9 protein-coding genes and 1 pseudogene are annotated in these 25,015 nt (G+C 72.9%); 7 read left to right on the forward strand and 3 right to left on the reverse strand.

All coding sequences use genetic code 11. The features are described from left to right. The first annotated feature begins 39 nt into the window (after positions 1 to 39). From F7R91_RS20595 to F7R91_RS20615, 5 genes and pseudogenes are all read left to right on the forward strand, one after another. Entirely contained in the window at positions 40 to 16,332 is a 16,293-nt protein-coding gene (locus tag F7R91_RS20595; protein WP_225320707.1) for a type I polyketide synthase, read from the forward strand. Continuing rightward, a pseudogene (locus tag F7R91_RS20600) lies at positions 16,329 to 17,684 on the forward strand (type I polyketide synthase); the annotation flags it as partial. The gene F7R91_RS20595 and the pseudogene F7R91_RS20600, both read left to right, overlap by 4 nt. A gap of 45 nt (positions 17,685 to 17,729) precedes the next feature. Beyond that, positions 17,730 to 18,278, forward strand: a complete 549-nt coding sequence (locus tag F7R91_RS20605) for a flavin reductase family protein (protein ID WP_150950539.1) — start codon at positions 17,730 to 17,732, stop codon at positions 18,276 to 18,278. A gap of 113 nt (positions 18,279 to 18,391) precedes the next feature. After that, positions 18,392 to 19,681 carry an LLM class flavin-dependent oxidoreductase gene (locus F7R91_RS20610; RefSeq protein ID WP_150950540.1) on the forward strand — a complete coding sequence of 430 codons (1,290 nt, stop codon included), beginning with the start codon at positions 18,392 to 18,394 and terminating at the stop codon, positions 19,679 to 19,681. 71 nt (positions 19,682 to 19,752) lie between these two features. Continuing rightward, positions 19,753 to 20,517 carry a thioesterase II family protein gene (locus F7R91_RS20615; protein ID WP_150950541.1) on the forward strand — a complete coding sequence of 255 codons (765 nt, stop codon included), beginning with the start codon at positions 19,753 to 19,755 and terminating at the stop codon, positions 20,515 to 20,517. Between the two features lie 473 nt (positions 20,518 to 20,990). Here the strand turns inward: F7R91_RS20615 and F7R91_RS20620 are convergent, their stop codons facing one another. After that, complete coding sequence (locus tag F7R91_RS20620; RefSeq protein ID WP_150950542.1) at positions 20,991 to 21,773, reverse strand: TetR/AcrR family transcriptional regulator; 783 nt, start codon at positions 21,771 to 21,773, stop codon at positions 20,991 to 20,993. 81 nt (positions 21,774 to 21,854) lie between these two features. After that, positions 21,855 to 22,127 (reverse strand): hypothetical protein, encoded by a 273-nt coding sequence (locus F7R91_RS20625; RefSeq protein WP_150950543.1) that lies wholly within the window; start codon positions 22,125 to 22,127, stop codon positions 21,855 to 21,857. Positions 22,128 to 22,320: 193 nt separating this feature from the next. On the opposite strand from F7R91_RS20625, the gene F7R91_RS20630 reads away from it, so the two are divergent. Further along, the gene (locus F7R91_RS20630) at positions 22,321 to 23,298 is read left to right on the forward strand and encodes an ATP-binding cassette domain-containing protein (protein WP_150950544.1); all 978 of its coding nucleotides are present in this window, start codon (positions 22,321 to 22,323) and stop codon (positions 23,296 to 23,298) included. Between the two features lie 40 nt (positions 23,299 to 23,338). Then, entirely contained in the window at positions 23,339 to 24,082 is a 744-nt protein-coding gene (locus F7R91_RS20635; protein WP_150950568.1) for an ABC transporter permease, read from the forward strand. Positions 24,083 to 24,153: 71 nt separating this feature from the next. Here the strand turns inward: F7R91_RS20635 and F7R91_RS20640 are convergent, their stop codons facing one another. After that, complete coding sequence (locus F7R91_RS20640) at positions 24,154 to 24,900, reverse strand: TylF/MycF/NovP-related O-methyltransferase (RefSeq protein ID WP_150950545.1); 747 nt, start codon at positions 24,898 to 24,900, stop codon at positions 24,154 to 24,156. Between the last annotated feature and the right edge of the window lie 115 nt (positions 24,901 to 25,015).

Below are 25,015 nucleotides of genomic sequence, written 5' to 3' on the forward strand. Positions count from 1 at the left end.
CGCGACGGCAGGCGGAAGCAAGATCGCGGAGGGGACCTCGTGACGTCGGCACACACGCTGGGGACGTTGCCCGCACCCGAGCAGTTGAGAGTCTTGGCCGAGCTGGTGCGCGAGCAGGTGCGGGCCGTGCTGCGGGAGGCCGGCGAGGAGCCGGACGCGGTCGACCCCGCCCGCCCGTTCCGCGAAGTCGGCGTGGACTCCCTGGGCCTGGTCAAGCTCCAGCGGCTGCTGAGCGCAGCCACCGGCCTGGCCCTGCCGCCCACCGTCGCGTTCGACTTCCCGACGGCGGCCGACCTGGCCCGCCATCTGCGCGACGGACTCCTCGGATCGGCCGCCGAGGCCACCGAGGAGCCCCCGCCGCCCCAGGCCACGGACGAGCCGATCGCCGTCCTCGGCATCGGCTGCCGCTTCCCCGGCAGCGCTGCCTCCCCCGACCGGCTGTGGCAGCTGATCGCCGAGGGACGCCACGTCGTCGACGACTTCCCGGACGACCGCGGCTGGGACCTCGACCGGCTCTACGACCCGGACCCTGCCACCCCCGGCTCCACCTACGTCCGTCACGGCGGATTCCTGAAGGAAGCCGGTGACTTCGACGCCGGCTTCTTCGGGATCAGCCCGCGCGAGGCGCTGGCCATGGAACCGCAGCAGCGGCTCGTCCTGGAGACGGCCTGGGAGGCGCTGGAGCGTGCCGGCATCGACCCGGACTCCCTCCGGGGCAGCCGCTCCGGCGTGTTCATCGGCGCCGACCCCCAGGACTACGGCATGCCGCTGCACGAGGCCCCCGACGGCCTCGACGGCTATCTGATGACCGGCAATTCCCCGAGCGTGCTGTCCGGGCGGGTCGCCTACGTCCTGGGCACCGAGGGCCCGACGCTGAGCGTGGACACCGCCTGCTCCAGCGCGCTGGTGGCCCTGCATCTCGCCGTGCAGTCGCTGCGCGCCGGCGAGTGCGTGCTCGCGCTGACCGGCGCCGCGTCCGTCATGGTCCACCCGGGCGCGTTCACCTCGTTCAGCCGCCAGCGCGGACTGGCTCCCGACGGGATCTGCCGGCCCTTCGCCGCCGCCGCGAACGGCACCGCCTGGTCCGAGGGCGCCGCCGTGTTCCTCCTGGCCCGGCTGTCCGACGCGCGGCGGCTCGGGCACCCCGTGCTGGCCGTGATCCGCGGTACGGCCATCAACTCGGACGGCGCCAGCAACGGCCTGACCGCGCCCAACGGCCTCGCACAGCAGCGGGTCATCCGGCAGGCACTGGCCAACGCCGGGCTGACCACCGGCGACGTCGACGCCGTCGAGGCGCACGGCACAGCCACAGCCCTCGGCGACCCGATCGAGGCGCACGCCCTGATCGCCACCTACGGCACCGCACACTCGCCCGGGACGCCGCTGTGGCTGGGCTCGGTCAAGTCCAACATCGGACACAGCCAGTCCGCGGCGGGCGCCGCCGGACTCATCAAGATGATCATGGCGATGCGGCATGACGTGCTGCCGCCCACCCTCCACGTCGACGAACCCACCCCGCACGTCGACTGGTCCGCCGGCACCGTCCGTCTGCTGACCGAGGCGGTGCCCTGGGAGCCCGGCGAGCGCCCGCGCCGCGCCGGCGTCTCGGCGTTCGGCGTCAGCGGCACCAACGCCCATGTCGTCGTGGAGGAACCCCCGCGTCCCGAGCCGCGGCCGCAGAGCGAGAGCCCGCTGCCCGCCCCCGCACCGCGCCCGCAGCCCGAGGGCCCGCTGCCCACGGCCTTCTCCGCCCGCTCCGCACAGGCCCTGCGCGCCCAGGCACAACGCCTGCTGGACTTCGTGCGCACCGAGCCCCGCCCCCGTCGGGACGACCTCGCGCACTCCCTCGCCACCGGCCGGGCCGCCATGCCGCACCGGGCCGTGCTGCTGGCCGCCGACGACGACGAACTCCACGCCGGCCTGCGCGCCGTCGCCGCCGGTGAGACCCATCCCGCGCTGGTCACCGGGACGGTGACCGGCGGCGGGCTGGCCTTCCTGTTCACCGGACAGGGCAGTCAGCGGCACGCCATGGGCCGGGAGCTCTACCGCACCCACCCCCGGTTCGCCGAGGCGCTCGACGAGGCGATCGGCTACCTCGACCTCCAGCTGGAACACTCCCTGTGGGACGTGCTGTTCGCCGACGACTCCGAGGCGGCGGAGCTGCTCGACCGGACCATGTACGCGCAGCCCGCGCTGTTCGCCCTGGAGACCGCCCTGTTCCGGCTGGTCGAGTCCTGGGGGCTGCGCCCGGACTTCGTCGCCGGTCACTCGGTCGGCGAACTGACCGCGGCCCATGTCGCGGGCGTCCTCAGCCTGCCCGACGCGGCGATGCTGGTGGCCGCCCGCGGCCGGCTGATGCAGGAACTCCCGCAGACGGGCGCCATGGTGGCCGTCCAGGCGCCCGCCGACGAGGTCACCGCGCTGCTGCGCGACGAGCCCGGCGTCGACATCGCCGCGGTCAACGGACCGAACGCGGTCGTCATCTCCGGCGACGAAACGGCGGCCCTGCGGATCGCCGACGCACTCGCGGCCCGAGGACACCGGACCAGACGCCTGCGGGTCAGCCACGCCTTCCACTCGGCCCTCATGGAACCGATGCTGGCCGAGTTCCGCCGGATCGCGCAGGTCATGACGTACGCCGAGCCCACGATCCCTGTCGTGTCCAATGTCACCGGCACCCTGCTCGCCACGGACCGGCTCCGTTCGCCCGAGTACTGGGTCGACCACGTACGGCAGCCCGTACGCTTCGCCGACGGCATCGCCTTCCTGGAGGCGGCCGGGGTCACCACCTTCCTCGAACTCGGCCCCGACGGCGTGCTCTCGGCGATGGCCGAGGACTGCGTCGCCGACGAGTCCGACTGCGCGTTCGCCCCGGCCCTGCGCCGCGACCACGACGAGCACACCGGCGTCCTGTCGGCCGTCGCGCTGGCCCATGTACGCGGCGCACACGTGGCCTGGGACGCCTGCCACCCAGAAGCCCGGCGGATCGACCTGCCGACGTACGCCTTCCAGCGGCAGCGCTACTGGCTCACCGCGCAGAAGACCGCGGGCGACGCGCGAGGTGTCGGACAGCAGCCCGTCGGGCATCCGCTGATCGGTGCGATGCTCACCCTGGCCGCCGGCGACGGCGTACTGCTGAGCGGCCGGCTCTCACCCCGTGTACAGCCGTGGCTCGCCGACCATGTCATCGCGGGCAGCACCCTGCTGCCGGGCACGGCCTTCGTGGAACTCGCCCTGCTCGCCGCGGACCAGGTCGGCTGCGACACCGTCGAGGCCCTGGACCTGGAAGCGCCGCTGGCCCTGCCGGACGACTGCGGGACGGCCCTGCAACTCGTGGTCGGCGAGGCCGACGCGACCGGCCGGCGCACCGTGGAGTTCTACGCCCGCCGTGAGGACAGCACCGCCGAGGACGACTGGACGCGGCACGCCGGCGGCGTACTCGCCCGTGCCACCACCACCCCCGCGGCGGGGACGACGGCGTGGCCGCCGCCCGGCGCGGAGCCGGTCGACGTCACCGGCTTCTACGAACGGCTGACGCACGAGGGATACGGGTACGGGCCCGCCTTCCACGGCCTGCGCGCCCTGTGGCGCACCGAAGGAGAGGTGTACGCCGAGGTCGCGCTCCCGGTGGACCACCGCGACGCCGCCTACGGCCTCCACCCGGCCCTGCTGGACGCGTCGCTGCACGCACTCGGCCACGCCTTGCCGCAGCCGGACGGCCGGGTGACGCTGCCCTTCACCTGGCACGGAGTGTCCCTGCACGCCACCGGCGCGAACGAGGTGCGGGTAAGGATCACCGCGACCGGATCCGACACCGTGAGCATCGAACTCACCGACGGCACGGGCGTGTCGGTGGCGACGGTGAACTCCCTGGTCGTCCGGTCGGTCGATGCCGACCGCATCGGCGCGGCAGCCGGCACCAGGGGCGCACTGCTCCGCGTCGACTGGACCGAACTGCCGCTCGCGGAATCCGCCGCGAACGCCACCTGGGCCGTCCTCGGGGACGACCCCCACGGACTCGGCGAAGCCCTCGGCGCACGGCATACGGCCGAGGCGGCGGGCGCCGATGTGGTGGTGACCGCCCTCCGGGCGAGGGCCGGGGCCACGCCGCCAGATGCGGCACGCGAGGCCGCCGGGCGGGCGCTGCGGCTGGTACAGGACTTCCTGGCCGACGAGCAACTGGCCGGCGCACGACTGGTCGTGGTCACCGACAACGCCGTACCGGCGCTGTGGACCGAGGCTCCCGACGAGACCGCGCGGGCGACGGCACCCGTGTGGGGGCTGCTGCGCGCGGCGCAGGCGGAGCATCCGGGCCGCGTGATCCTGGTGGACGCGGACCTGACGACGGCCGGTGGAGCGGCGGGCCTGGCGTCGCTGCTGCCCGCGGCAGTGGCCTGCTGGGAGCCCGAACTCGCCGTGCGCGACAGGCGGCTGCTCGCCCCCCGGCTGGTGCGCGGCGGCGGCACCGCGGAAGCGGCCGGCTGGCCCGACCACGGCACCGTGCTGATCACCGGTGGCACGGGAGGGCTCGGCGCGCTGGTGGCCCGCCACCTCGTCACCGAGCACGGCGTACGACGGCTGGTCCTGGCCGGACGGCGCGGCATCGTGGCGCAAGGCGCCGAGCAGCTGCGCGACGAACTCACCGAGGCCGGAGCTATCGTCACGGTCACCGCCTGTGACGTCTCCGACCGCGACGCGCTGTCCGCCGTACTCGACGCCATACCCGAGGACCATCCCCTCACCGGCGTCGTGCACGCGGCCGGCATCGTCGACGACGGCACCTTCGAGGATCTGACCCCGGACCGTATCGGTACCGTCTTCGCCCCCAAGGCCGACGGCGCCTGGCACCTGCACGAGCTGACCCGCGACCTGCCGCTGAGCGCCTTCGTCCTGTTCTCGTCAGCGGCCGGATTCCTGGACGGCGCGGGCCAGGCCAACTACGCGGCGGCCAACACCTTCCTGGATGCGCTGGCCGAGCACAGACGACTCGCGGGGCTGCCCGCCACCTCCATCGGCTGGGGGCTGTGGCCCCGCGAGCACGGCATGGGCGCCGGCCTGTCCGACGTGGCCGTCCACCGCGTGACCAGGCTCGGTCTGCGCGAACTCTCCGTCGCCGAGAACCTCGCCATGCTGGACGCCGCACTGCGCTCAGGCGAGGCGTTCACCGCGCCCCTCTGGTTCGACGCAACCGCCCTGCGCGGCAGGCCGGGAGGCATACCGCCGCTGCTGCGCACCCTGGTCCGGGCACCTGCCCGACGAGCGGCCGACCCGGCCCCTCCCACCACGACCGCACAGCGTCTGGCCGAACTGTCCGACGAGCAGCGCCGGGACCACCTCCTGGACCTGGTGCGCAAGCAGGTCGCAGCCGTACTCGGCCACTCCGGCGCGGACGCGATCGACGCCAAACGGGCGTTCAGCGACCTCGGCTTCGACTCACTGGCCGCCGTCGAACTGCGCAACGCGCTCAACACGGCCACCGGCATGCGGCTGTCCGCGACCCTCGTCTTCGACTACCCGACACCCCTAGCGCTGGCCGCACACCTCGCGGACCGCCTCGTCCAGGGCCGTCCGAAGCGGGCGGCGACCGCACCCGCGGTGCGCGGGGTCTCCGACGAACCCGTCGCGATCATCGGCATGGCCTGCCGCTACCCGGGCGGCGTGTCCTCACCGGAAGACCTGTGGCGGCTCGTCGCCGAAGGACGGGACGCGATCGCCGAGTTCCCCGGCGACCGTGGCTGGGACATCGCCGAACTGTACGACCCCGAACCGGGCAAGCCCGGCAAGACCGCCACCAAGGAAGGCGGATTCCTCTACGACGCCGCCCTGTTCGACCCGGACTTCTTCGGCATCAGCCCGCGCGAGGCCGTGGCCGTGGACCCGCAGCAGCGGCTCATGCTGGAGGCCTCCTGGGAGGCGTTCGAACGGGCCGGAATCGACCCTCGCTCGGTCCACGGCTCGCGCACCGGTGTCTTCTCCGGCGTCATGTACCACGACTGGGCCAACCGGCCCGGCGACATACCGGAGGAGTACGCCGGCTACCTAGGCAACGGCGGCCACACCGCCGTCGTGTCCGGCCGGGTGGCGTACACGTTCGGCCTGGAGGGCCCGGCGGTGACCGTCGACACGGCATGCTCGTCCTCCCTGGTGGCCCTGCACCTCGCCGCCCAGGCCCTGCGGTCCGGCGAGTGCACGCTCGCCCTGGCCGGCGGCGTCACCGTGATGTCCACGGCGGACACCTTCGTCGACATGAACCGGCAGGGCGGCCTGTCGTCGGACGGCCGCTGCAAGTCGTTCGCCGACGCGGCCGACGGCACCGGCTGGGGCGAGGGCGTGGGTGTGCTGCTGGTGGAGCGGTTGTCGGATGCGCGTCGTCTGGGGCATCCGGTGCTGGCGGTGGTGCGGGGTTCGGCGGTGAATCAGGACGGTGCGTCGAATGGGTTGACGGCGCCGAACGGGCCTTCGCAGGAGCGGGTGATCGGGCAGGCCCTTGCTGCTGCCGGTCTGTCGTCTGCGGATGTGGATGTGGTGGAGGGGCACGGTACGGGGACGACGCTCGGTGATCCGATTGAGGCGCAGGCGTTGTTGGCGGCGTATGGGCAAGGTCGGCCGGAGGGGCGGCCGTTGTGGCTGGGGTCGATCAAGTCGAACCTGGGGCATACGCAGGCTGCGGCGGGTGTCGCGGGGATCATGAAGATGGTGCTGGCGATGCGGCGTGGGGTGTTGCCGCGGACGTTGCATGTGGATGAGCCGTCGGGTCAGGTGGACTGGGCTTCCGGTGCGGTGGAGTTGCTGACGGAGGCTCGGGAGTGGCCGGGGGTTGCGGGGCGTCCGCGTCGGGCGGCGGTGTCGTCGTTCGGGATCAGTGGGACCAATGCGCATGTGATCGTGGAGGAGCCAGCGGCCGGCGAGGCGGCGTCTTCTGGTGGTGATGTGGCGCCGGTGGCGTGGGTGGTGTCGGGGAAGACGCCCGAGGCGCTGGTGGCGCAGGCCGATCAGCTCAGGGCGTATGCGGCCGAGCATGAGGCGTTGTCTCTGCCGGATGTGGCGTGGTCCCTGGCCGGGCGTGCGCGGTTCGAGCACCGGGCCGTGGTTGTGGGTGCGGACCGTGAGGAGTTGCTGGCCGGGCTGAGCGATGTGGGTACGGCCTCCCGGCTGGAGGGCAAGCTCGCCTTCCTGTTCACCGGGCAGGGTGCTCAGCGGGTGGGGATGGGGCGTGAACTGGCCGCCCGTTTCCCGGTGTTCGCCGAGACTTTCGACGAGGTAGCCGGGGCACTGGATGCCCACCTTGAGCGGCCGATTCGTGAGGTGTTGTGGGGCGAGGACCCCGCATTGCTGGAGCAGACCGGCTGGGCGCAACCTGGCCTGTTCGCCGTCGAGATTGCTCTGTTCCGCCTGCTGGAGTCGGTGGGTCTGAAGCCGGACTTCGTGGCCGGGCATTCGATCGGAGAGCTCGCCGCCGCGCACGTGGCCGGTGTGTTGACGCTCGTGGATGCGGCCCAACTGGTGGCCGCCCGGGGCCGGTTGATGCAGGCGCTGCCCGCGGGTGGCGCGATGGCCTCCGTCCGGGCCGCCGAGGCCGAGGTGCGCGAGGCGCTGGTCGACGGTGTGGAGATCGCGGCGGTCAACGGCCCCCGCTCCGTGGTCATTTCAGGCACCGAGGACGGGGTGACCGAGACGATCGACAAGCTCCATGGCCACAAGGTCACCCGTCTCCGCGTCAGCCACGCCTTCCACTCCCCGCTGATGGAGCCGATGCTGGCCGACTTCGCCGAGGTCGCATCCCAGCTGCACTACAACTCGCCGCTGATCCCGGTGATCTCGACCCTGACCGGCCAGCCGGTCACCGACGACCTGTGCGATCCCCAGTACTGGGTCCGCCAGGTCCGCGAGCCGGTCCGTTTCGCCGACGCGGTGACCGCGCTGACCGACCAGGGCGCGACCACGTTCCTCGAACTCGGCCCGGACACCGTCCTCGCCGCCATGGCCGAAGACACCCTCCCCGCAGACACACACGTCATCGCGACCCAACGCCGCGACCGGCACGAAGCCCACACCCTCCTCACCGCCCTCGGCGCCCTCCACACCCGGGGCACCGACGTCGACTTCACCGCCCTCCACCCCGGACGGCACATCGACGACCTGCCCACCTACCCCTTCCAACGCGACCACTACTGGCTGACCCCCCTCCGCACCGCAGGTGACGTGGGGTCCGCCGGGCTGGAGGCCGTCGAGCATCCGCTGCTGAGCGCGGCCGTCACCGTGGCCGACGCCGACCGCGTGATCATGACGGGTCGGCTCTCGCCCGGCCGTCAGGAATGGCTGGCCGATCACGACATCCTGGGGAGCCTGCTGCTGCCGGGCACCGGCTTCGTGGAGCTGGCCGTCCGGGCCGGGGACCATGTCGGTTGCGGACGGCTGGAGGAGCTGACCCATCGCGCGCCGCTGATCCTGCCCGCCGTCGGCACGGTGACCGTGCAGGTCGTGGTGGACGCGCCGGACGAGGCGGGCGTACGACCGCTGACCGTCCACTCGCGGCCCGACGCCGACACACCGTGGACGCTGCACGCGACCGGCGCGGTGGCGCCCGACGTGGCCGACGCGTCCTTCGATCTGGTGCAGTGGCCGCCGGACGGTGCGATCCCGTTGCCGGTCGACGGGTTGTACGAGGGTCTGCGTGAGCGCGGCTACGGCTACGGCCCCGTGTTCCGCGCGCTGCGCAGGGCTTGGCGGCAGGGCGAGCACGTGTACGCCGAGGTGGAGCTGCCCGAGGGCGGTGACGGCACGGCGTACGGGCTGCACCCCGCTCTGCTGGACGCGGCCATGCACGCGGACCAGTTGGGGGAGCACGGGGCCGTGGACGGCGACACGCTGCTGCCGTTCTCCTGGTCCGGTGTGACCCTGCACGCCACGGGTGCGACGGCGCTCCGGGTGCATCTGGAACGGCTGCGGGGCGACGAGGTGTGCGCCATGCGGCTCGCCGACCCGACGGGGCGGCCGGTGGCGACCGTGGAGCGGATGACCGTACGCCCGGTGTCCGCCGAGCAACTCGACCGGGGCGGTCACGGCGGCGATCTCCTGCGGCTGGCCTGGACACCCGTGCCGGTGCCGGAGAGCGCGGGCGGGGCCGCGCTCGTGGGTGATCTTCCTGGCACCGAGCTCCCGCGGGCTGCCGGACTGGCAGCGCTGGACGTCGTACCGCCCGTGGTGTTCTGGGCCGTGGGGGCCGAGGACGGCGATCCGTTGCGCGGGTGTCGTGCGAGGACCGGTGAGGTGCTGGCCGCCGTGCAGGAGTGGCTGGCGGAGGACCGGTTCGCCGGCAGCCGGCTGGTGTTCGTGACCCGGGGTGCCGCGGCGACCGACGACGGGGAGCCGGTCGAGCTTGCCCAGGCGCCGGTGTGGGGGCTGGTCCGGGCGGCGCAGGCCGAGCATCCCGGCAGGTTCGGGCTCGTCGACACCGACGGGACGGCCGAGTCCTCAGCCGTGCTCGGACGGCTCGCCGGGACGACCGAACCGGAACTCGCCCTGCGGTCCGGCAGGTTGACCGTGCCACGTCTCGCGCCCCTGACCGTGACCGGCGGCGGTGAGAAGCCGTGGAACTCCACGAGTACCGTGCTCGTCACCGGGGGTACGGGTGCGCTGGGCGCGCTGGTCGCCCGGCATCTCGTCACGGCACACGGAGTCCGCCACCTGGTGTTGACCGGGCGTCGCGGCCCGCAGGCGCCCGGGGCCAAGGCCCTGCGCGAGGAGCTGACCGGGCTCGGCGCGGCGGTGTCCGTCGTGGCCTGTGACGTCGCCGACCGGGCGCAAGTGGCCGCCGTGCTGGCCGGGATTCCCGGCGAGCATCCGCTGCACGCGGTCGTGCATGCGGCGGGCGTCGCCGACAGCGGGCTCGTCACCGATCTGACACCCGAGCGGCTCGGCTCCGTACTCGCGCCCAAGGCCGACGCGGCCTGGCATCTGCACGAACTCACCCTCGACGCCGGCCTGGACGCCTTTGTGATGTTCTCCTCGGCCGGTGGACTGGTGCTGGCCGCCGGGCAGGGCAACTACGCCGCTGCCAACGTCTTCCTGGACGCCCTCGCCGCGCACCGCGCCGCCGTGGGCCTGCCCGTGACGTCGGTGGCGTTCGGCCTCTGGGACACCCGCGACCCGGCCGCGGCCGAGTCCTCCGCGGATTCCGACGTGGCCCAGGTGCGGCGCCTGGGGCTCCCCGCGCTTCCGCCCGCCGACGCGCTGGCCCTGCTCGACGCCGCCGTCACCGCCGGGCAGCCCTGTGCGACGGCTTTGCGGGTCGATCGCGCGGTGGTCCGGGCCAGGGGTGAGGTGCCGGCGCTGCTGCGGGGACTGGTGCGCGGCACCACCACCCGCCGCGCCGCGCAGGCCGCCGCGGGCAGCGGTGCACCCGCTCACGCTCTCGCCGAGCAGCTGGCGGGGCTGTCCGGGACCGAGCGGGTGCGTGTCGTGGTCGACCTCGTACGGGACCGGGCCGCCACGGTGCTCGGGCACGCGAGCGGTGACGACGTCCGCGCCGACCGGCCCTTCTCCGGCCTCGGCTTCGACTCGCTGGCCGCGGTGGAGCTGAGAAACGCGCTGAACGCGGCGACGGGGCTGCGGCTTCCCGCCACCCTTGTCTTCGACTACCCGAACGCCGGGGCGGTGGGCGAGTTCATCGTCTCCCGGCTGACCGGGTCCGCCACCACCACCCCTGTGTCCGCACCCGTGGCGGCGGCCGTCGCCCCGGCCGACGAACCCATCGCCGTCGTCGGCATCCACTGCCGCTTCCCCGGCGGCGTGAACTCCGCCGAGGACCTGTGGCGGATGCTCGACGAGGGCCGGGACGCCGTCACCGGGTTCCCGGTCGACCGCGGCTGGGACATCGACGGCGTGTACGACCCGAGGGCGGGCGTCCCCGGCAAGACGTACGTCCGCAGCGGCGGATTCCTGCACGACGCGGGGGAGTTCGACCCCGAGTTCTTCGGCATCATGCCGCGCGAGGCGCCGGCCCTGGACCCGCAGCAGCGGCTCCTGCTCCAGGGGGCCTGGGAGACCTTCGAGCGGGCCGGGATCGACCCCGCCTCGGTGCGCGGCAGCCGGACCGGCGTCTACGTCGGAGTGATGTACACGGAATACGGCATACGGGTGCAGCAGCACGTTCCCGAGGAGATCGCCGCCTATCTCTCCGGCGGCAGCGGCGCCAGCATCGCCTCCGGGCGGGTCGCCTACACCCTCGGCCTGGAGGGCCCCGCGGTCACCATCGACACCGCGTGCTCCTCCTCCCTGGTGGCCCTGCACCTTGCCTGCCAGGCGCTGCGGCAGGGCGAGGTGGGCATGGCGCTCGCGGGCGGCGTGACCGTTCTGCCGACGCCGGACGTGTTCGTGGACTTCAGCCGGCAGCGCGGCCTGGCGCCGGACGGCCGGTGCAAGGCGTTCGCCAAGAGCGCCGACGGGACCGCCTGGTCGGAGGGCATCGGCCTGCTGCTGGTGGAACGGCTCTCCGACGCCCGCAGCAACGGCCACCCCGTGCTCGCCGTGATCCGTGGGTCCGCCATCAACCAGGACGGCGCGTCCAACGGTCTCACCGCACCCAACGGCCCCTCCCAGCAGCGGGTCATCGAGGCGGCGCTCGCCGCGTCGGGGCTCTCGCCCCGGGACGTCGACCTGATCGAGGGACACGGTACGGGCACCGCGCTCGGCGACCCCATCGAGGCGCAGGCGCTGCTGGCGACGTACGGGCAGGGCCGGCCGGCGGACCGGCCGGTGTGGCTCGGCTCCATCAAGTCCAACCTCGGGCACGCGCAGGCCGCGGCCGGCGCCGCCGGTGTGATCAAGCTGGTGCAGGCGATGCGCCACGGCGTCATGCCGCGCACCCTGCACGTGGACGAGCCCTCGGACCAGGTCGACTGGTCGGTGGGCGCCGTCGAACTGCTCACCCGGGCCAGGGAATGGCCGCGAGACGACCGGCCGCGCAGGGCGGCGGTGTCGTCCTTCGGTCTCAGCGGCACCAACGCCCACGTCGTCCTGGAGGAGCCGCCCGCGGACGACGTCGACGCCGCCACGGACGCCGCCCCCGACGACCCCCCGGCCGCCACGCCTGTGCCCTGGGTCCTGTCCGGCAGGACCGACATGGCCCTGCGCAGCGCGGCCGAACGGCTTGCCGCCCATGTCACCGCCACCACCCCGCCGTGCGCCGACGTCGGCTGGTCCCTCGCGTCCGGCCGCGCGGCACTGGAGCACCGGGCCGTGGTGCTGGGCGGGGACCGGACGGAACGGCTCGCCGGCCTCGCGGCCGTCGCCGCCCGACGGCCCGCGCCCGGCGTGGTGACCGGCACCGCCACACAGAACGGCCGCCTCGCCGTACTGTTCACCGGCCAGGGCGCCCAGCGGCTCGGCATGGGCCGCGAACTCCACACCGTCCACCCGGCGTTCGCCACCGCCTTCGACGCTGCCGTGGACCTCCTCGACGCGCACCTCGACCGGCCCCTGCGGGACGTGATCTGGGGAGACGACGAGGAACTCGTCGACCGGACGGTGTACGCGCAGGCCGGGCTGTTCGCGGTGGAGACGGCACTGTTCCGGCTGGTCGAGTCGTGGGGCGTACAGCCGGACTATGTGGCCGGGCACTCCATCGGCGAGCTGGCCGCCGCGCACGCCGCAGGCGTGCTGTCCCTGCCGGACGCGGCACGGCTGGTCGCCGCCCGGGGCCGGCTGATGCAGGCACTGCCCGCAGGCGGCGCCATGGCCGCGGTGCAGGCCGAGCCCGGCGAGGTACGTGACGCGCTGCCGCCGGGCGTCGACATCGCGGCGGTCAACGGACCGCGCTCGGTGGTCGTCTCCGGCCCCGAGGACGCCGTGACCGCCACCGTCGACCGGTTCCTCGCGCAGGGCCGCAAGGCCACCCGCCTGCGGGTCAGCCACGCGTTCCACTCCGCGCTGATGGAACCGATGCTCGACGACTTCCGAGCCGTGGCGTCCACACTGGACTACGGCCCGCCGCGCATACCGGTGATCTCCAACGTGACCGGAGGCCCGGCCGACGCCGAGACCCTGTGCACCCCCGACTACTGGGTGGAACACGTACGGCGGACCGTCGCCTTCGCCGACGGCGTCGCCGGCCTCGTCGAGCGCGGGGTGACCGCGTTCCTCGAACTCGGGCCCGACGCCGCGCTGACGCCGATGGTCGACGAAGTCACCGACGGCGACCGGCTCGTGGCGCCCGCGCTGCGCCGCGACCGTTCCGAACCCGCCCAACTGCTCACCGCCCTCGCCCAGCTCCACGTCACCGGCATCCCGGTCCGCTGGACGCAGGCCTTCGCGCACACCGGAGCCCGGCGTGTCGACCTGCCCACCTACCCGTTCGAGAAGCGGCACTTCTGGCTCTCGCCGCCGGCCGGCGCGACGAGCGCAAGGGAGGCCGGTGACGCGACCGGGCACGGCCAGCGCAACGCCGCCCACCCGCTGCTGTCCGCGGTCATGCCCGCCCCGCAGGGCGGCGGCCTGGTGCTCACCGGCCGGATCTCGATGCAGACCGACAGCCAGGCCTGGCTCGCCGACCACAACGTGATGGGCATGGGCCTGCTGCCCGGCACCGGCTTCGTCGAACTCGCCCTGCGCGCCGCGGAGGAGGCCGGCTGCGACACCGTGGAAGAGCTGGTGATCCAGCAGCTGATGCCGCTGCCCGAAAGGGGCGGCGCGGCCGTACAGGTCGTCGTCGACGGCCCGGACCCGTCGGGGCGGCGCCCGTTCGCGATCTACTCCCGCTTCGAGGACGCCCCCGACGAGGTGCCCTGGACCCGGCATGTCACCGGCATGCTGGCCACCGAGCGGCAACCCGCCCCCGGCAGCGAGGAGTTCGGCCTCGGCGGCGACCGGTGGCCGCCCGTCGACGCGCAGCCGGTGGACATCGACGGCGTCTACGACTACCTGACCGGCAAGGGCTACCACTTCGGCCCGATGTTCCGGGGCCTGCGCGCGGTGTGGCTGCGCGGCCGGGACCTGTTCGTCGAGGTCGCCCTCCCGGACCACGCCGAGCAGGACGCCCGCGCCTACCGGCTGCACCCGTCGCTGCTGGACGCCGCCATGTCCGCCACGGACTTCCTGGGCGGCCGCAGACCGCAGGACGTCGGAGCGGGCCAACTCCCGTTCTCCTGGACCGGGGTGAGACTGCACTCGGCGGGCGGCCACAGCAGGCTGCTGGCCCGGATCAACTGGATCGGCTCCGACGAACAGGCCGGTTCCGAGGCGGTCCGCATCGACCTGGCCGCACCCGACGGCAGCCCCGTCGCCTCGGTCGAGTCGCTCGTCGTACGGCCGGTCACCGCGGACAGACTCGTCGCCGAGGGCGCCGCCCAGACCGGGGCCCGGCACCTGGAATCGGTGTTCCGGGCCGGCTGGATCCCGCTGCCGCTGGGCGACGCGGGCGAAGCGGCCCCGGGCCGATGGGCCGTCCTCGGCTCCGACGGGCTCGGGATCGGCCCCGAGGACGTCCCGGTGTACGCCGACCTCACCGCGCTCCGGGCCGCGCTGGACGACGACGCGGCGCCGTTGGAGCTGGTGTTCCTGCCGGTCGAGCCCGGAGACGACGAGATGCCGGACGCGGTCCGTTCGCGGCTCGCGACCGTGCTCGCCACGCTCCAGGACTTCCTCGCCGACGAACGGCTCGCCGCGACCCGGCTGGCCGTTCTGACCTGGTTCGGCGCCGACGGGGACGGTGCACACCTGGACCTCACCGTCGCACCGGTGTGGGGCCTGGTCCGCGCGGCGCAGGCCGAGAACCCCGGCCGGATCGTGCTCGTCGACCTGGACGCCCAGGAGTCCTCGCTCGCCAGGCTGCCCGCGGTCGCCGCCCTGTCCGAGCCGGAGGTGTCGGTGCTCGGCAACCAGGTGCGCGTCCCACGACTGGCCCACGTGCCGCAGCCGGCACAGCCCCCGGCCTCGCGCTGGCGGCCGGACGGCACCGTGCTGATCACGGGCGGCACCGGCGGGCTGGGCGCCCTGCTCGCCCGTCACCTCGTCGCCGAACACGGCGTACGCCATCTGCTGCTCGTCGGCCGCCGCGGCCCGGACGCCCCCGGCGTCGCCGAACTCCGCACCGAACTGGAGGAGTCGGGGGCCGAGGTCACCGTGGTGGCCTGCGACGTCGCCGACCGGGACGCGCTCGGCAAACTGCTCGCCACCGTGCCCGGCGACCATCCGCTCACCGGCGTGATCCACGCGGCCGGCGTGCTGGACGACGCCCTCGTCACCTCGCTGACCCCCGAGCACCTGCACACGGTGCTCCGGCCGAAGGCGGACGCGGCCTGGGCGCTGCACGAGCTGACCGAGGATCTCGACCTCGACGCGTTCGTGCTGTTCTCCTCGGTCGCCGGACTGCTCGACCCGCTCGGCCAGGGCAACTACGCCGCGGCCAACGCCTTCCTCGACGCGCTGGCACGGCATCGGCACCGGCACCGGATGCCCGCCACCTCCCTGGTGTGGAATCTGTGGGCAGGGGAGGGCGGCATGGCCCGGAGCACCGATCCCGCGCTGGTGCACCGCCTGGCCGCCCGTGGCACCCCGGTGCTGACCGCCGCCGAGGGACTCGCCCTGTTCGACCGGGCGCTCACCGTGGACGAGCCCGTCCTGGTCCCGCTGCGGCTCGACCCGTCCGGCACGCAGATCCCGGCCGCGCTGCGCGACGTCATGCCGGCCGCCCCGCGCAGCGCACCTCCCACCGAGGCCGCCCCGGCACAACGGGCGGCGGGGGCCGGGGATCCGGACGACCTGGTGCGGCGGCTGGCCGGACTGTCCGCCGACGGCCGGGAACGGCTGCTGGCCGACCTCGTGCGCGCCCAGGTCGCCGAGGTGCGGCACGGCGACGCCGGCAGCGTCGACATGGGCAGGGGATTCACCGAACTGGGACTCGACTCCCTCGCCGCGATCGAGCTGCGCAACCGGCTCGGCGCGGCCACCGGGCTCAGACTGCCGGCCACGATGATGTTCGACCACCCCACCCCGGCCGACGTGGTCGCGCTGCTGCTCGAAGAGCTGGCCGCCGACCTGCCGGACGCCCCCGCCCCGGCGGAGCCCGCACCCGCACTCGCACCCGGCGGCGGGCAGCCCGACGACACGGAGGTACGGCGCCGGCTGGCCGCCGTACCCGTATCGGCGCTGCGCGCGGCGGGACTTCTGGACGCGATCCTGCGCCTGGGTGCCCCGGCACCCGGCGCACCACCCACCGACCATGCGGCCGACGCCCCGGCGGACCGCAGCGAGGAGATCAGGAGCATGGACGTCGACGATCTGGTCGCCGCCGCCCTCGCGGCCGCCGAAACCGGTGCGGAGCAGGACCGATGACGACCGCGGACACCGAGAAGATCGTGGCGGCGCTGCGGGCCTCCGTGCTGGAGAACGACCGGCTCAAGCAGGACAACGTCCGGCTGCTGCGCGCCGCCGCCGAGCCGGTCGCCATCATCGGCATGGCGTGCCGCTACCCCGGCGGAGCCGACTCGCCCGAGGAGTTCTGGCGGCTGCTGGCCGAAGGCCGTGACGCGGTCACCGCGTTCCCCGCCGACCGCGGCTGGGACGTCGGGGGACTGTACGACCCGGAGCCCGGCAGACCCGGCCGGACCGTCACCCAGGAGGGCGCGTTCCTGCACGACGCCGCCGAGTTCGACGCGGACCTGTTCGGCATGTCCCCGCGCGAGGCCCGGGACGTCGACCCGCAGCAACGGGTGGTGCTGGAGACGGCGTGGGAGGCGCTGGAGCACGCCAGGATCGACCCGCTGTCCCTCAAGGGCAGCCCCACCGGCGTGTACGTGGGCGTCATGTACCACGACTACGACGGCGCCGACGGCGGCGGCAGCCTCACCAGCGGCCGCATCTCCTACACCCTGGGCCTGCAGGGCCCCGCCGTCTCCCTCGACACCGCGTGCTCCTCGTCGCTGGTCGCCCTCCGGATGGCGATGCACGCGCTGCGCACCGGTGAGTGCACGCTCGCGCTGGCCGGCGGCGTAACCGTGATGTCCACCCCGGAGACCTTCGTGTACTTCAGCTCGCAGCGCGGTCTGGCCCCGGACGGCCGCTGCAAGTCCTTCGCGGCCGCCGCCGACGGCACCGGCTGGGGCGAGGGCTCCGGCCTGCTCGTACTGGAGCGGCTGTCGGACGCCGAGCGCAACGGGCGGCGGATCCTCGCCGTCGTGCGGGGCGTGGCCACCAACTCCGACGGCGCCTCCAGCGGCATCACGGTGCCCAACGGACCGGCGCAGCGGCGTGTCATCCGGGACGCGCTCCAGCAGGCCGGGCTGAAGGCCGACGAGGTCGACGCGGTGGACGCGCACGGCACCGGCACCCGCCTCGGCGACCCCATCGAGGCCCAGGCGCTCCTGGCCACCTACGGCCGGGGCAGACCGGCGGACCGGCCGCTGTGGCTCGGCTCGGTGAAGTCCAACATCGGGCACACCCAGGCCGCCGCCGGAGTCGCGTCGGTCATCAAGATGGTGCTGGCCATGCGGCACGGCGTCCTGCCGAAGACCCTGCACGTCGACGCGCCGACGCCCCAGGTGGACTGGTCTTCCGGTGCGGTGGAGTTGTTGACCGAGGCCAGACCGTGGCCGGACACCGGGCGGCCCCGGCGGGCAGCGGTGTCCTCGTTCGGGATCAGCGGGACCAACGCGCACGTGGTCCTCGAACAGCCGGCTCCCGAACCGGGCGACGGCAGCCGTGCGGCGAGAGACTGACGGGCGGAGCAGCCGATGCGCGTACACACCGAGCAGACCAGCGAAGGCAGCCGACTCGAGCCGGCCCAGCTGCGGCACGTCCTCGGCCACTTCTGCACCGGGATCGCCGTCATCACCGCGCGGGAGGACGGCCGGGAGCCCGTCGGGTTCACCTGCCAGTCGTTCGTCTCGCTGTCCCTCGCGCCCCCGCTCGTGTCGTTCTCGGTGTCCCGGTTCTCCCGGTCCTGGCCGGGCATCCGGCGCGCGGGCCGGTTCTGCGCCAACATCCTCAGCGCCGGACAGGAGCAGCTGTGCCGCCGGTTCGCGGCCACCGACGGGGACCGGTTCGCCGGCGTGGAGTGGAGGGCGAGCCCGGCCACCGGATCGCCCCGGCTCGCGGGGGCACTCGCCTGGGTCGACTGCACGATCGAGGCGGTGTATCCCGGCGGCGACCACCGGATCGCCGTAGGCCGGGTGCAGGACCTCGGCGTCACCCCCGACGAGCCCGACCCGCTGCTGTTCTACCTGGCCCGTTACCACCGCGCCGCCCCCACCACCCCTAACGGTCCGGCACCCACCCCCTGAAGCGTCCGGCCGACCCCCTCAGCGCCCGGTCGGCCGTCTCACCGGCCCGGCACGGCGTCCTAGTGTCGGCCTCACGCCCCCTTCTGTGCGGTTCTCGTCCTGCGGAGGATTCCATGAGATTCGGCCTGATCTACCATCACCAGCTGCCGCGGCCCTGGGAGGAGGACAGCGAGGAGCGGCTGTTCAACGAGGCGCTGGAGCAGATCGAACTGGCCGACCGGCTCGGCCTCGACTACGCGTGGGCGACCGAGCACCACTTCTTCGAGGAGTACTCCCACTCGTCGGCGCCCGAGGTGTTCCTCGGTGCCGCCGCGGCCCGCACCAAGAACATCCGGCTCGCGCACGGCATCATCCACATGCCGCCCGCGGTCAACCACCCCGCGCGCATCGCCGAACGGCTCGGGGTGCTCGACCTGATCTCCGGCGGACGGCTGGACTTCGGCTCCGGGCAGGGCAGTTCGCAGCTGGAGGTCGGCGCGTTCGGCATCGAGCTCAAGGACAAGTACGAGCAGTGGCACGAGGCTCTGGAAATCGTCATCCGGCTGATGACCGAGACGCCGTTCACCGGTCACGAGGGCACCTGGGTGAACATGCCGCCCCGCAACCTCGTGCCCAAGCCCAAGCAGAAGCCGCACCCGCCGCTGTGGCGGGCGTGCACACGCCGCGAGAGCATCCAGGACGCCGCCCGCGAGGGCATGGGCGCGCTGGCCTTCTCCTTCGTCAACCCCGAGGAGGCCAAGGAATGGGTGGACGCGTACTACGCCACCCTCGCGTCGGAGGAGTGCCGGCCGGTGGGCCGCGCGGTCAACGCGAACGTGTCCATGGTGCTGCCGTTCATGTGCCACGAGGACGAGGAAGTCGCCCTGGACCGCGGTCTGGAGGCGGCGCACTTCTTCTCGTACTCGCTGATGCACTACTACGTCACCGGTGAGCACCGCCCCGGAGTCACCGACATCTGGGCGGAGTTCCAGGCCGCCAAGGAGGCGATGGGCTTCACCCGGGAGCCGGTCGCGCCCGCCGAGGAGGACGTCCAGTCGCAGGTCGCGCAGGCGATGATGGACCAGGTCGGCATGTTGCGGCGCGGCATCGGCACTCCGGAGCAGATCCGCGACATCGTCCGCCGCTACGAGAGTGTCGGCGTCGACCAGATCATCTTCTCGGTGCAGATCGGCAAGAACAAGCACGAGCACATCTGCGAGTCGCTGGAGCTGTTCGCCCGCGAGGTGATGCCGGAGTTCGTCGACGGCCGCGACCGCAAGGAGGCCGAGAAGGCCGAGCGGCTGAGCGTGCCGATCAAGGAGGCCCTCGGCCGGGTCGAGCACACGACGGTGGACGTCTCGGACTTCTCCATCGCGCCCGAACTGTCGGCGGCGGGGTACGCGGACGAGGATGACGAAGACTGACGGCGACTGACGACAACTGACGGCACGTTCGGTTTGGTTCAGTTCGGTTCGGTTCGACGAAGGGACAGGCAGTGACCGTCGGCACGGGAGAGTGGATCCGGCGCTTCCATCCGGCTCCGGGGGCCGCCGCGCAGCTGGTGTGCTTCGCGCACGCGGGCGGCGCCGCGTCCTATTTCTTCCCCGTCTCCAGGGCGCTGTCGCCCGCCGTGGACGTGCTGGCCGTGCAGTACCCCGGCCGGCAGGAACGCCGCCGGGAGGCGCCGTTCGAGGACGCGGAGCTGCTCGCCGACGCCGTCGCCGGGCAGCTCGCGGACGTCACGGACCGGCCGCTGGCCCTGTTCGGCCACAGCCTCGGCGCGACGATCGCCTTCGAGGTCGCGCTGCGGCTGGAGGCGGCCGGGATCACCCCGCTGACGCTGTTCGTCTCGGGGCGTACGGCACCGTCCCGGCACCGTACGCAGTGGGTGCATCTGGGCGACGACGAGCAACTGCTCGCCGAGATCGTCAGGATGGAGGGCACGGACCCGGCGATGCTCCGGGACCCCGAGCTCGTTCGGATGATCCTGCCCGCGTTCCGCAGCGACTACAAGGCCGCCGAGACCTACCGCCACCGGCCCGGCACACAACTCCGGTGCCCCGTGCTGGCGCTGACCGGGGACACCGATCCCCAGGTCACGGTGGCCGAGGCCGAGGCGTGGCGGGAACACACCACGGGCCCCTTCGATCTGCGGGTGTTCCCCGGCGGCCACTTCTATCTCAACCGGCACGCGAAGGACGTCGTCGCGCTGATACGACGACGGATGACGGCGCCGGCGGAGAACGGGACACGCCCGTAACGCCCGCCGCCGTTCACCCGGGGGCGCACAAGCACGCCCACGCCGTCGCGGACCCGGTCCAGGCCGGACGCGAACTCTTCGCCGCTGCCGGTGGGTTCGTCGAGCGCCCCGTGCGTCGATGCCCCGGTCGATCGCTGGGTACGGCCCACGCCCGTAACTCCCGCCCTACCGGCGGGTCGGGCCTCAGCCGCTGCCTTCCTTCGCGCGGGCTCGCCCAAGTACACCAACGCCGTCGAGGACCTCGCCCACGGCCGGCGTCGGGGCGTGCCCGTGCCCCTCGCGCTACCGGCCCGCCGGGACGCGGCCGTCGTCCTCTTTCGTCCGGGCCCGTACCAGTGCGCCCACGCCGTCGAGGACGCGGTCCAGGCCGAAGGTGAACTCCTTGTCGCTGCCGGTGGGTTCGTCGAGAACCGCGCCTGTCGATGATGACCCGGTTTACCGCCGGCGTCGGGACGTGCCCCTGACCCCCCGTGCTACCGGCCCGCCGGGACATGGTCGTCGCCCTTCTTCGCCCGGGCCCGTACCAGTGCGCCCACGCCGTCGAGGACGCGGTCCAGGCCGAAGGTGAACTCCTTGTCGCTGCCGGTGGGTTCGTCGAGGACTCCCGCGTCGATGACCCGGTTCATCGCCGGGAAGCGGCCCGGGCCGGTCAGGCCGCGCATCAGGCGGCCGTACGACGCCATCGCCGCTCGTTCGTCGGGCGCCGCCGCGAGGAACGACTGCCGGACCTCCGCGGTCACCGTCGCCTCGTTGCGGATGTAGCCGCTCAGCAGCATGATCACCGACAGTTTCTCGCTCTCGGCCAGCGCGGTCGTGCCCAGCCGGGCCAGGCCGTGCTCCAGCCAGTTGAGCTGATGGGGCGTCATCGGCGGCCCGCTGACCGGGACGTAGAGAGCCCATAGGTGCGCATCGAGGATCGCGTGCTGCTCGCACGCCCAGCGCCGCAGGCCCTCGTGCCAGCCCCCGTCCGCCGCGTGCGGGGAGGGCGGGGTGCGGTAGATGGCGTCCACCATGAGCAGCAGCAGGTCCTCCTTCGACGCCACGTAGCGGTACAGGGACATGGGGGACGCGTCGAGCTCGGCCGCCACCCGGCTCATCGAGACGGCGGCCAGGCTCTCCGCGCCGGCGACCGCGACCGCGGCGTCCACGATGCGCCGCAGGCTCAGTCCGCGTTTCGGCCCCTTGGCCGGCCGGTCGCGCAGTCCCCACGCGTCGGCGAGGTGGGCGGGCAGGCCCTGGTCCGTGTGCCCTTCCATAGTCGTCACCTTCTGTCGCAGTGCGAAATCGGGCCGTGGGGGGAGTGCGAAATCGGCCGTGGGGGGCGTGTGGAATCCGGCCTAGGAGAGGTCGTCGCGGATGAGCCCGGCCGACCGCAGTTCGTCCAGCCATTTCTCGACCGCGGTGAATGTCTCCGACCGGTCCTCCTGCCACATCTCGGCTATTTCGTCCGTGGCGAGATGAGGGTTGCCGCCCCACCGTTGCAGGGCGATCCAGGCGACCGTGAACGGGGGCGGATAGAAGTGCTCCTCACCCGTTTGCCCGCAGCGCAGCACGAGCCAGCCGTCCGGATTCACCGTGACGTCGACGCCACGTTCCCGGTGTAACGGCATGCTTGCCCTCCAAGTCATCGATCCCTCGCATGCGAACCCCGCCTCGGATGCCCTGAGTTGGACTTCTCCACAGGTCAGGAGGCGGGTGGACACCGGACTGTGTATGGGATACGCTCTATAGCGTACGGTACACGCAGATCGCGTTCAAGATGCTGCGGACGTGCTCTCCGGATGGCGAGGGGTGCAACGGCGAATGATCCACGAAATGGCTGTCGAAGCCAGTGGTCTACGGAAATCCTACGGAAAAGTACAGGTGCTCCAGGGTGTCGATATCGGCGTTCGCAAGGGCAGTGTTTTCGCGCTGCTCGGCCCGAATGGCTCGGGAAAGACGACCACGGTCCGCATTCTGTCGACACTGACGTCCCTCGACGGCGGTGAGGCGAAAGTCGCCGGTTTCGACGTCACCCGGGAGCGGCGCAAGGTCCGGCAGCGGATCACCCTGACGGGCCAGCAGGCGGCGATCGACAAGAACCAGACCGGCGCGGAGAACCTCTACATGATGGCCCGGCTTTCCGGGCTGTCCCGTGCCGGGGCCCACGAGCGTGCGCGGTACCTGCTGGAGAGGTTCGACCTCACCGAGGCGGGCGGGCGCAGGCTCGGCACGTACTCGGGCGGCATGGCCCGCCGGCTCGACCTCGCGGCGAGCCTGGTCAGTTCTCCGTCGGTGGTCTTCCTCGACGAGCCGACCACCGGGCTCGACCCGCGCAGCCGGCAGGCGCTGTGGGGTGTGGTCGCGGATCTCGCCGCGAGCGGCCTGACCGTGTTCCTCACCACGCAGTACCTGGAGGAGGCCGACCGTCTCGCGGACCGTGTCGCCCTGCTCGACGGCGGCAAGGTGGTCGCCGAGGGCACCCCGGACGAACTCAAGGAGCGGGTCTCCGGGCAGCGTCTGGACCTCGAACTGGCCGACCGGGACGCCTTCGAGACCGTGCTCGGGCTGCTCGGCGACCGCATCGCCGAGCAGGACCGCGACCTGCTGACCATCGGCGTGGCCACGGACGGCTCGGCCCACCGGGTCCGTTCCCTGCTCGACGAGGTCGACCCCGACCGCGACCGTGTCGCGAAGTTCAGCATCCACAGCGCCACCCTGGACGACGTGTTCCTGGCGCTCACCGGCCGCACCGTTCCCGACGCGGAGGCCGGCGAAGTGAAGGAGACCGCCGGTGTCTGAGAGCATCGCCCTGACCTCCACGCCCCGTTCCGTCGGAACGGTGTCCAGCCTGGCGACGATGATCGGCCGCTGCATTCGCCTCACGAGGCGTGACGTCGATGCGATGATCATGTCCCTGATGCTGCCGATCATGATGATGGTGCTGTTCGTCTATCTCTTCGGAGGGGCGATCCAGACGGGCGGCGACTACGTCACCTATGTGGCACCGGGCGTGCTCCTGCTGTGCACCGCGTGGGGAGCGGCCCAGACGGGCGTCGGCGTCGCCAGCGACATGACCAACGGCATTGTCGACCGGTTCCGTTCGATGGACGTCAGCGGCGCGTCCCTGCTGGGCGGCCATGTGATGGCCAGCATCGTCAAGAACATCGCCTCGACCGTCGTGGTGATCGGCGTCGCCCTGCTCATCGGGTTCCGCCCCAAGGCCGACCTGCTCGGCTGGCTCTCGGCCGCCGGCATCCTGGTGGCGTTCATCCTCGCGATGTCCTGGCTGTCGGCCCTCGTCGGCCTGCTCACCAAGTCCACGGACGCGGCCGCCAGTTTCGCCTTCGTGATGATGTTCCTGCCCTACATCAGCAGCGCGTTCGTGCCGATCCACACGCTGCCCAGCTGGCTGCAGGGCGTGGCCCGGAACCAGCCGTGCACGGCCATCATCGAGAGCGTCCGCGGTCTGCTGCTCGACCGGCCGGTCGGCGACCACGCCTGGATCGGGCTCGTGTGGTCCGGCGGCATCCTGCTGGTGTCCGTGACGCTCGCCGCGGTCTTCTTCCAGCGGCGCGCCGACTGACGCACCGTCGGCTCGGGCGCACCGACGGCGGCGGCCTCCACGACCCGTGTCGTGGAGGCCGCCGCCGTGTGTCAGGACTCTTTGCGCCACCAGACACCGACGCTGTCGGCCGCCTTGATCTCCTCCTTGATGCCGTGGGCGTCGCGGTACTCGTGGACCGCGGCACGGCACGGGGCCATGTTGTAGTCGTCGATGATGACGAAGCCCCCCGGCGACAGCTTGGGGTAGAGCGCCGACAGCGAGTCCATCGTCGAGACGTACAGGTCCCCGTCCAGCCGCAGCACGGCCAGCGACTCGATGGGCGCGGCCGGCAGCGTCTCGCTGAACCAGCCCTCCAGGAACTCGACCTGCTCGTCCAGCAGGTCGTACGACTTGAACACCGCCCGGACCGCGTCCGCCGGCACGCTGAGCACGGTGTTGAGGTTGTGCAGGGCCATCTCCTGGTCCAGCGGGTGGCTGCCGTCGTCGGCCTCGGGCACGCCCTCGAACGAGTCGGCGACCCACACCCGCCGGTCCTCGACGCCGTGCGCCTTGAGGATGCCGCGCATCAGGACGCAGATACCGCCGCGCCAGACGCCCGTCTCGATGAGGTCGCCGGACACGCCGTCCGCGAGGGCGTGTTCGACGCAGTACTGCACGTTGTCGAGGCTCTCGGGGCTGACCATGGTGTGCGCGGTGAACGCGCCCGGCCGGGCCTCGCCCTCGTCCTCCGCGCCGCCGGGACCGGCCGGCCAGGCCGAGGGGGTGTCCATCTGAATCCGGTTCGTGAGTACCTTCTTCAGCAGCTCCAGGTAGAGCGCGGCGCTGGTGTCGGTCATGTCGCCTCCTGCGATGGGGGTGTCGGTCGCACCGCCGGCCCGACGCCCTGCCCGCCCGGCGGCCCTGCTGCGGGTGCGCGACGGCCGACGCGGCAAGCGCAGGGCGGCGCACTCC

It is taken from the genome of Streptomyces luteolifulvus, from assembly GCF_008806595.1.
Classification (GTDB): Bacteria; Actinomycetota; Actinomycetes; order Streptomycetales; family Streptomycetaceae; genus Streptomyces; species Streptomyces luteolifulvus.

Excerpts from the sequence above, each read along its gene's own strand:
- F7R91_RS20605 (WP_150950539.1), top strand. The coding sequence starts at position 17,730 with ATGCGCGTACACACCGAGCAGACCAGCGAAGGCAGCCGACTCGAGCCG.
- F7R91_RS20610 (WP_150950540.1), top strand. The coding sequence starts at position 18,392 with ATGAGATTCGGCCTGATCTACCATCACCAGCTGCCGCGGCCCTGGGAG.
- F7R91_RS20620 (WP_150950542.1), bottom strand. The coding sequence starts at position 21,773 with ATGGAAGGGCACACGGACCAGGGCCTGCCCGCCCACCTCGCCGACGCG.
- F7R91_RS20625 (WP_150950543.1), bottom strand. The coding sequence starts at position 22,127 with ATGCCGTTACACCGGGAACGTGGCGTCGACGTCACGGTGAATCCGGAC.
- F7R91_RS20630 (WP_150950544.1), top strand. The coding sequence starts at position 22,321 with ATGATCCACGAAATGGCTGTCGAAGCCAGTGGTCTACGGAAATCCTAC.
- F7R91_RS20640 (WP_150950545.1), bottom strand. The coding sequence starts at position 24,900 with ATGACCGACACCAGCGCCGCGCTCTACCTGGAGCTGCTGAAGAAGGTA.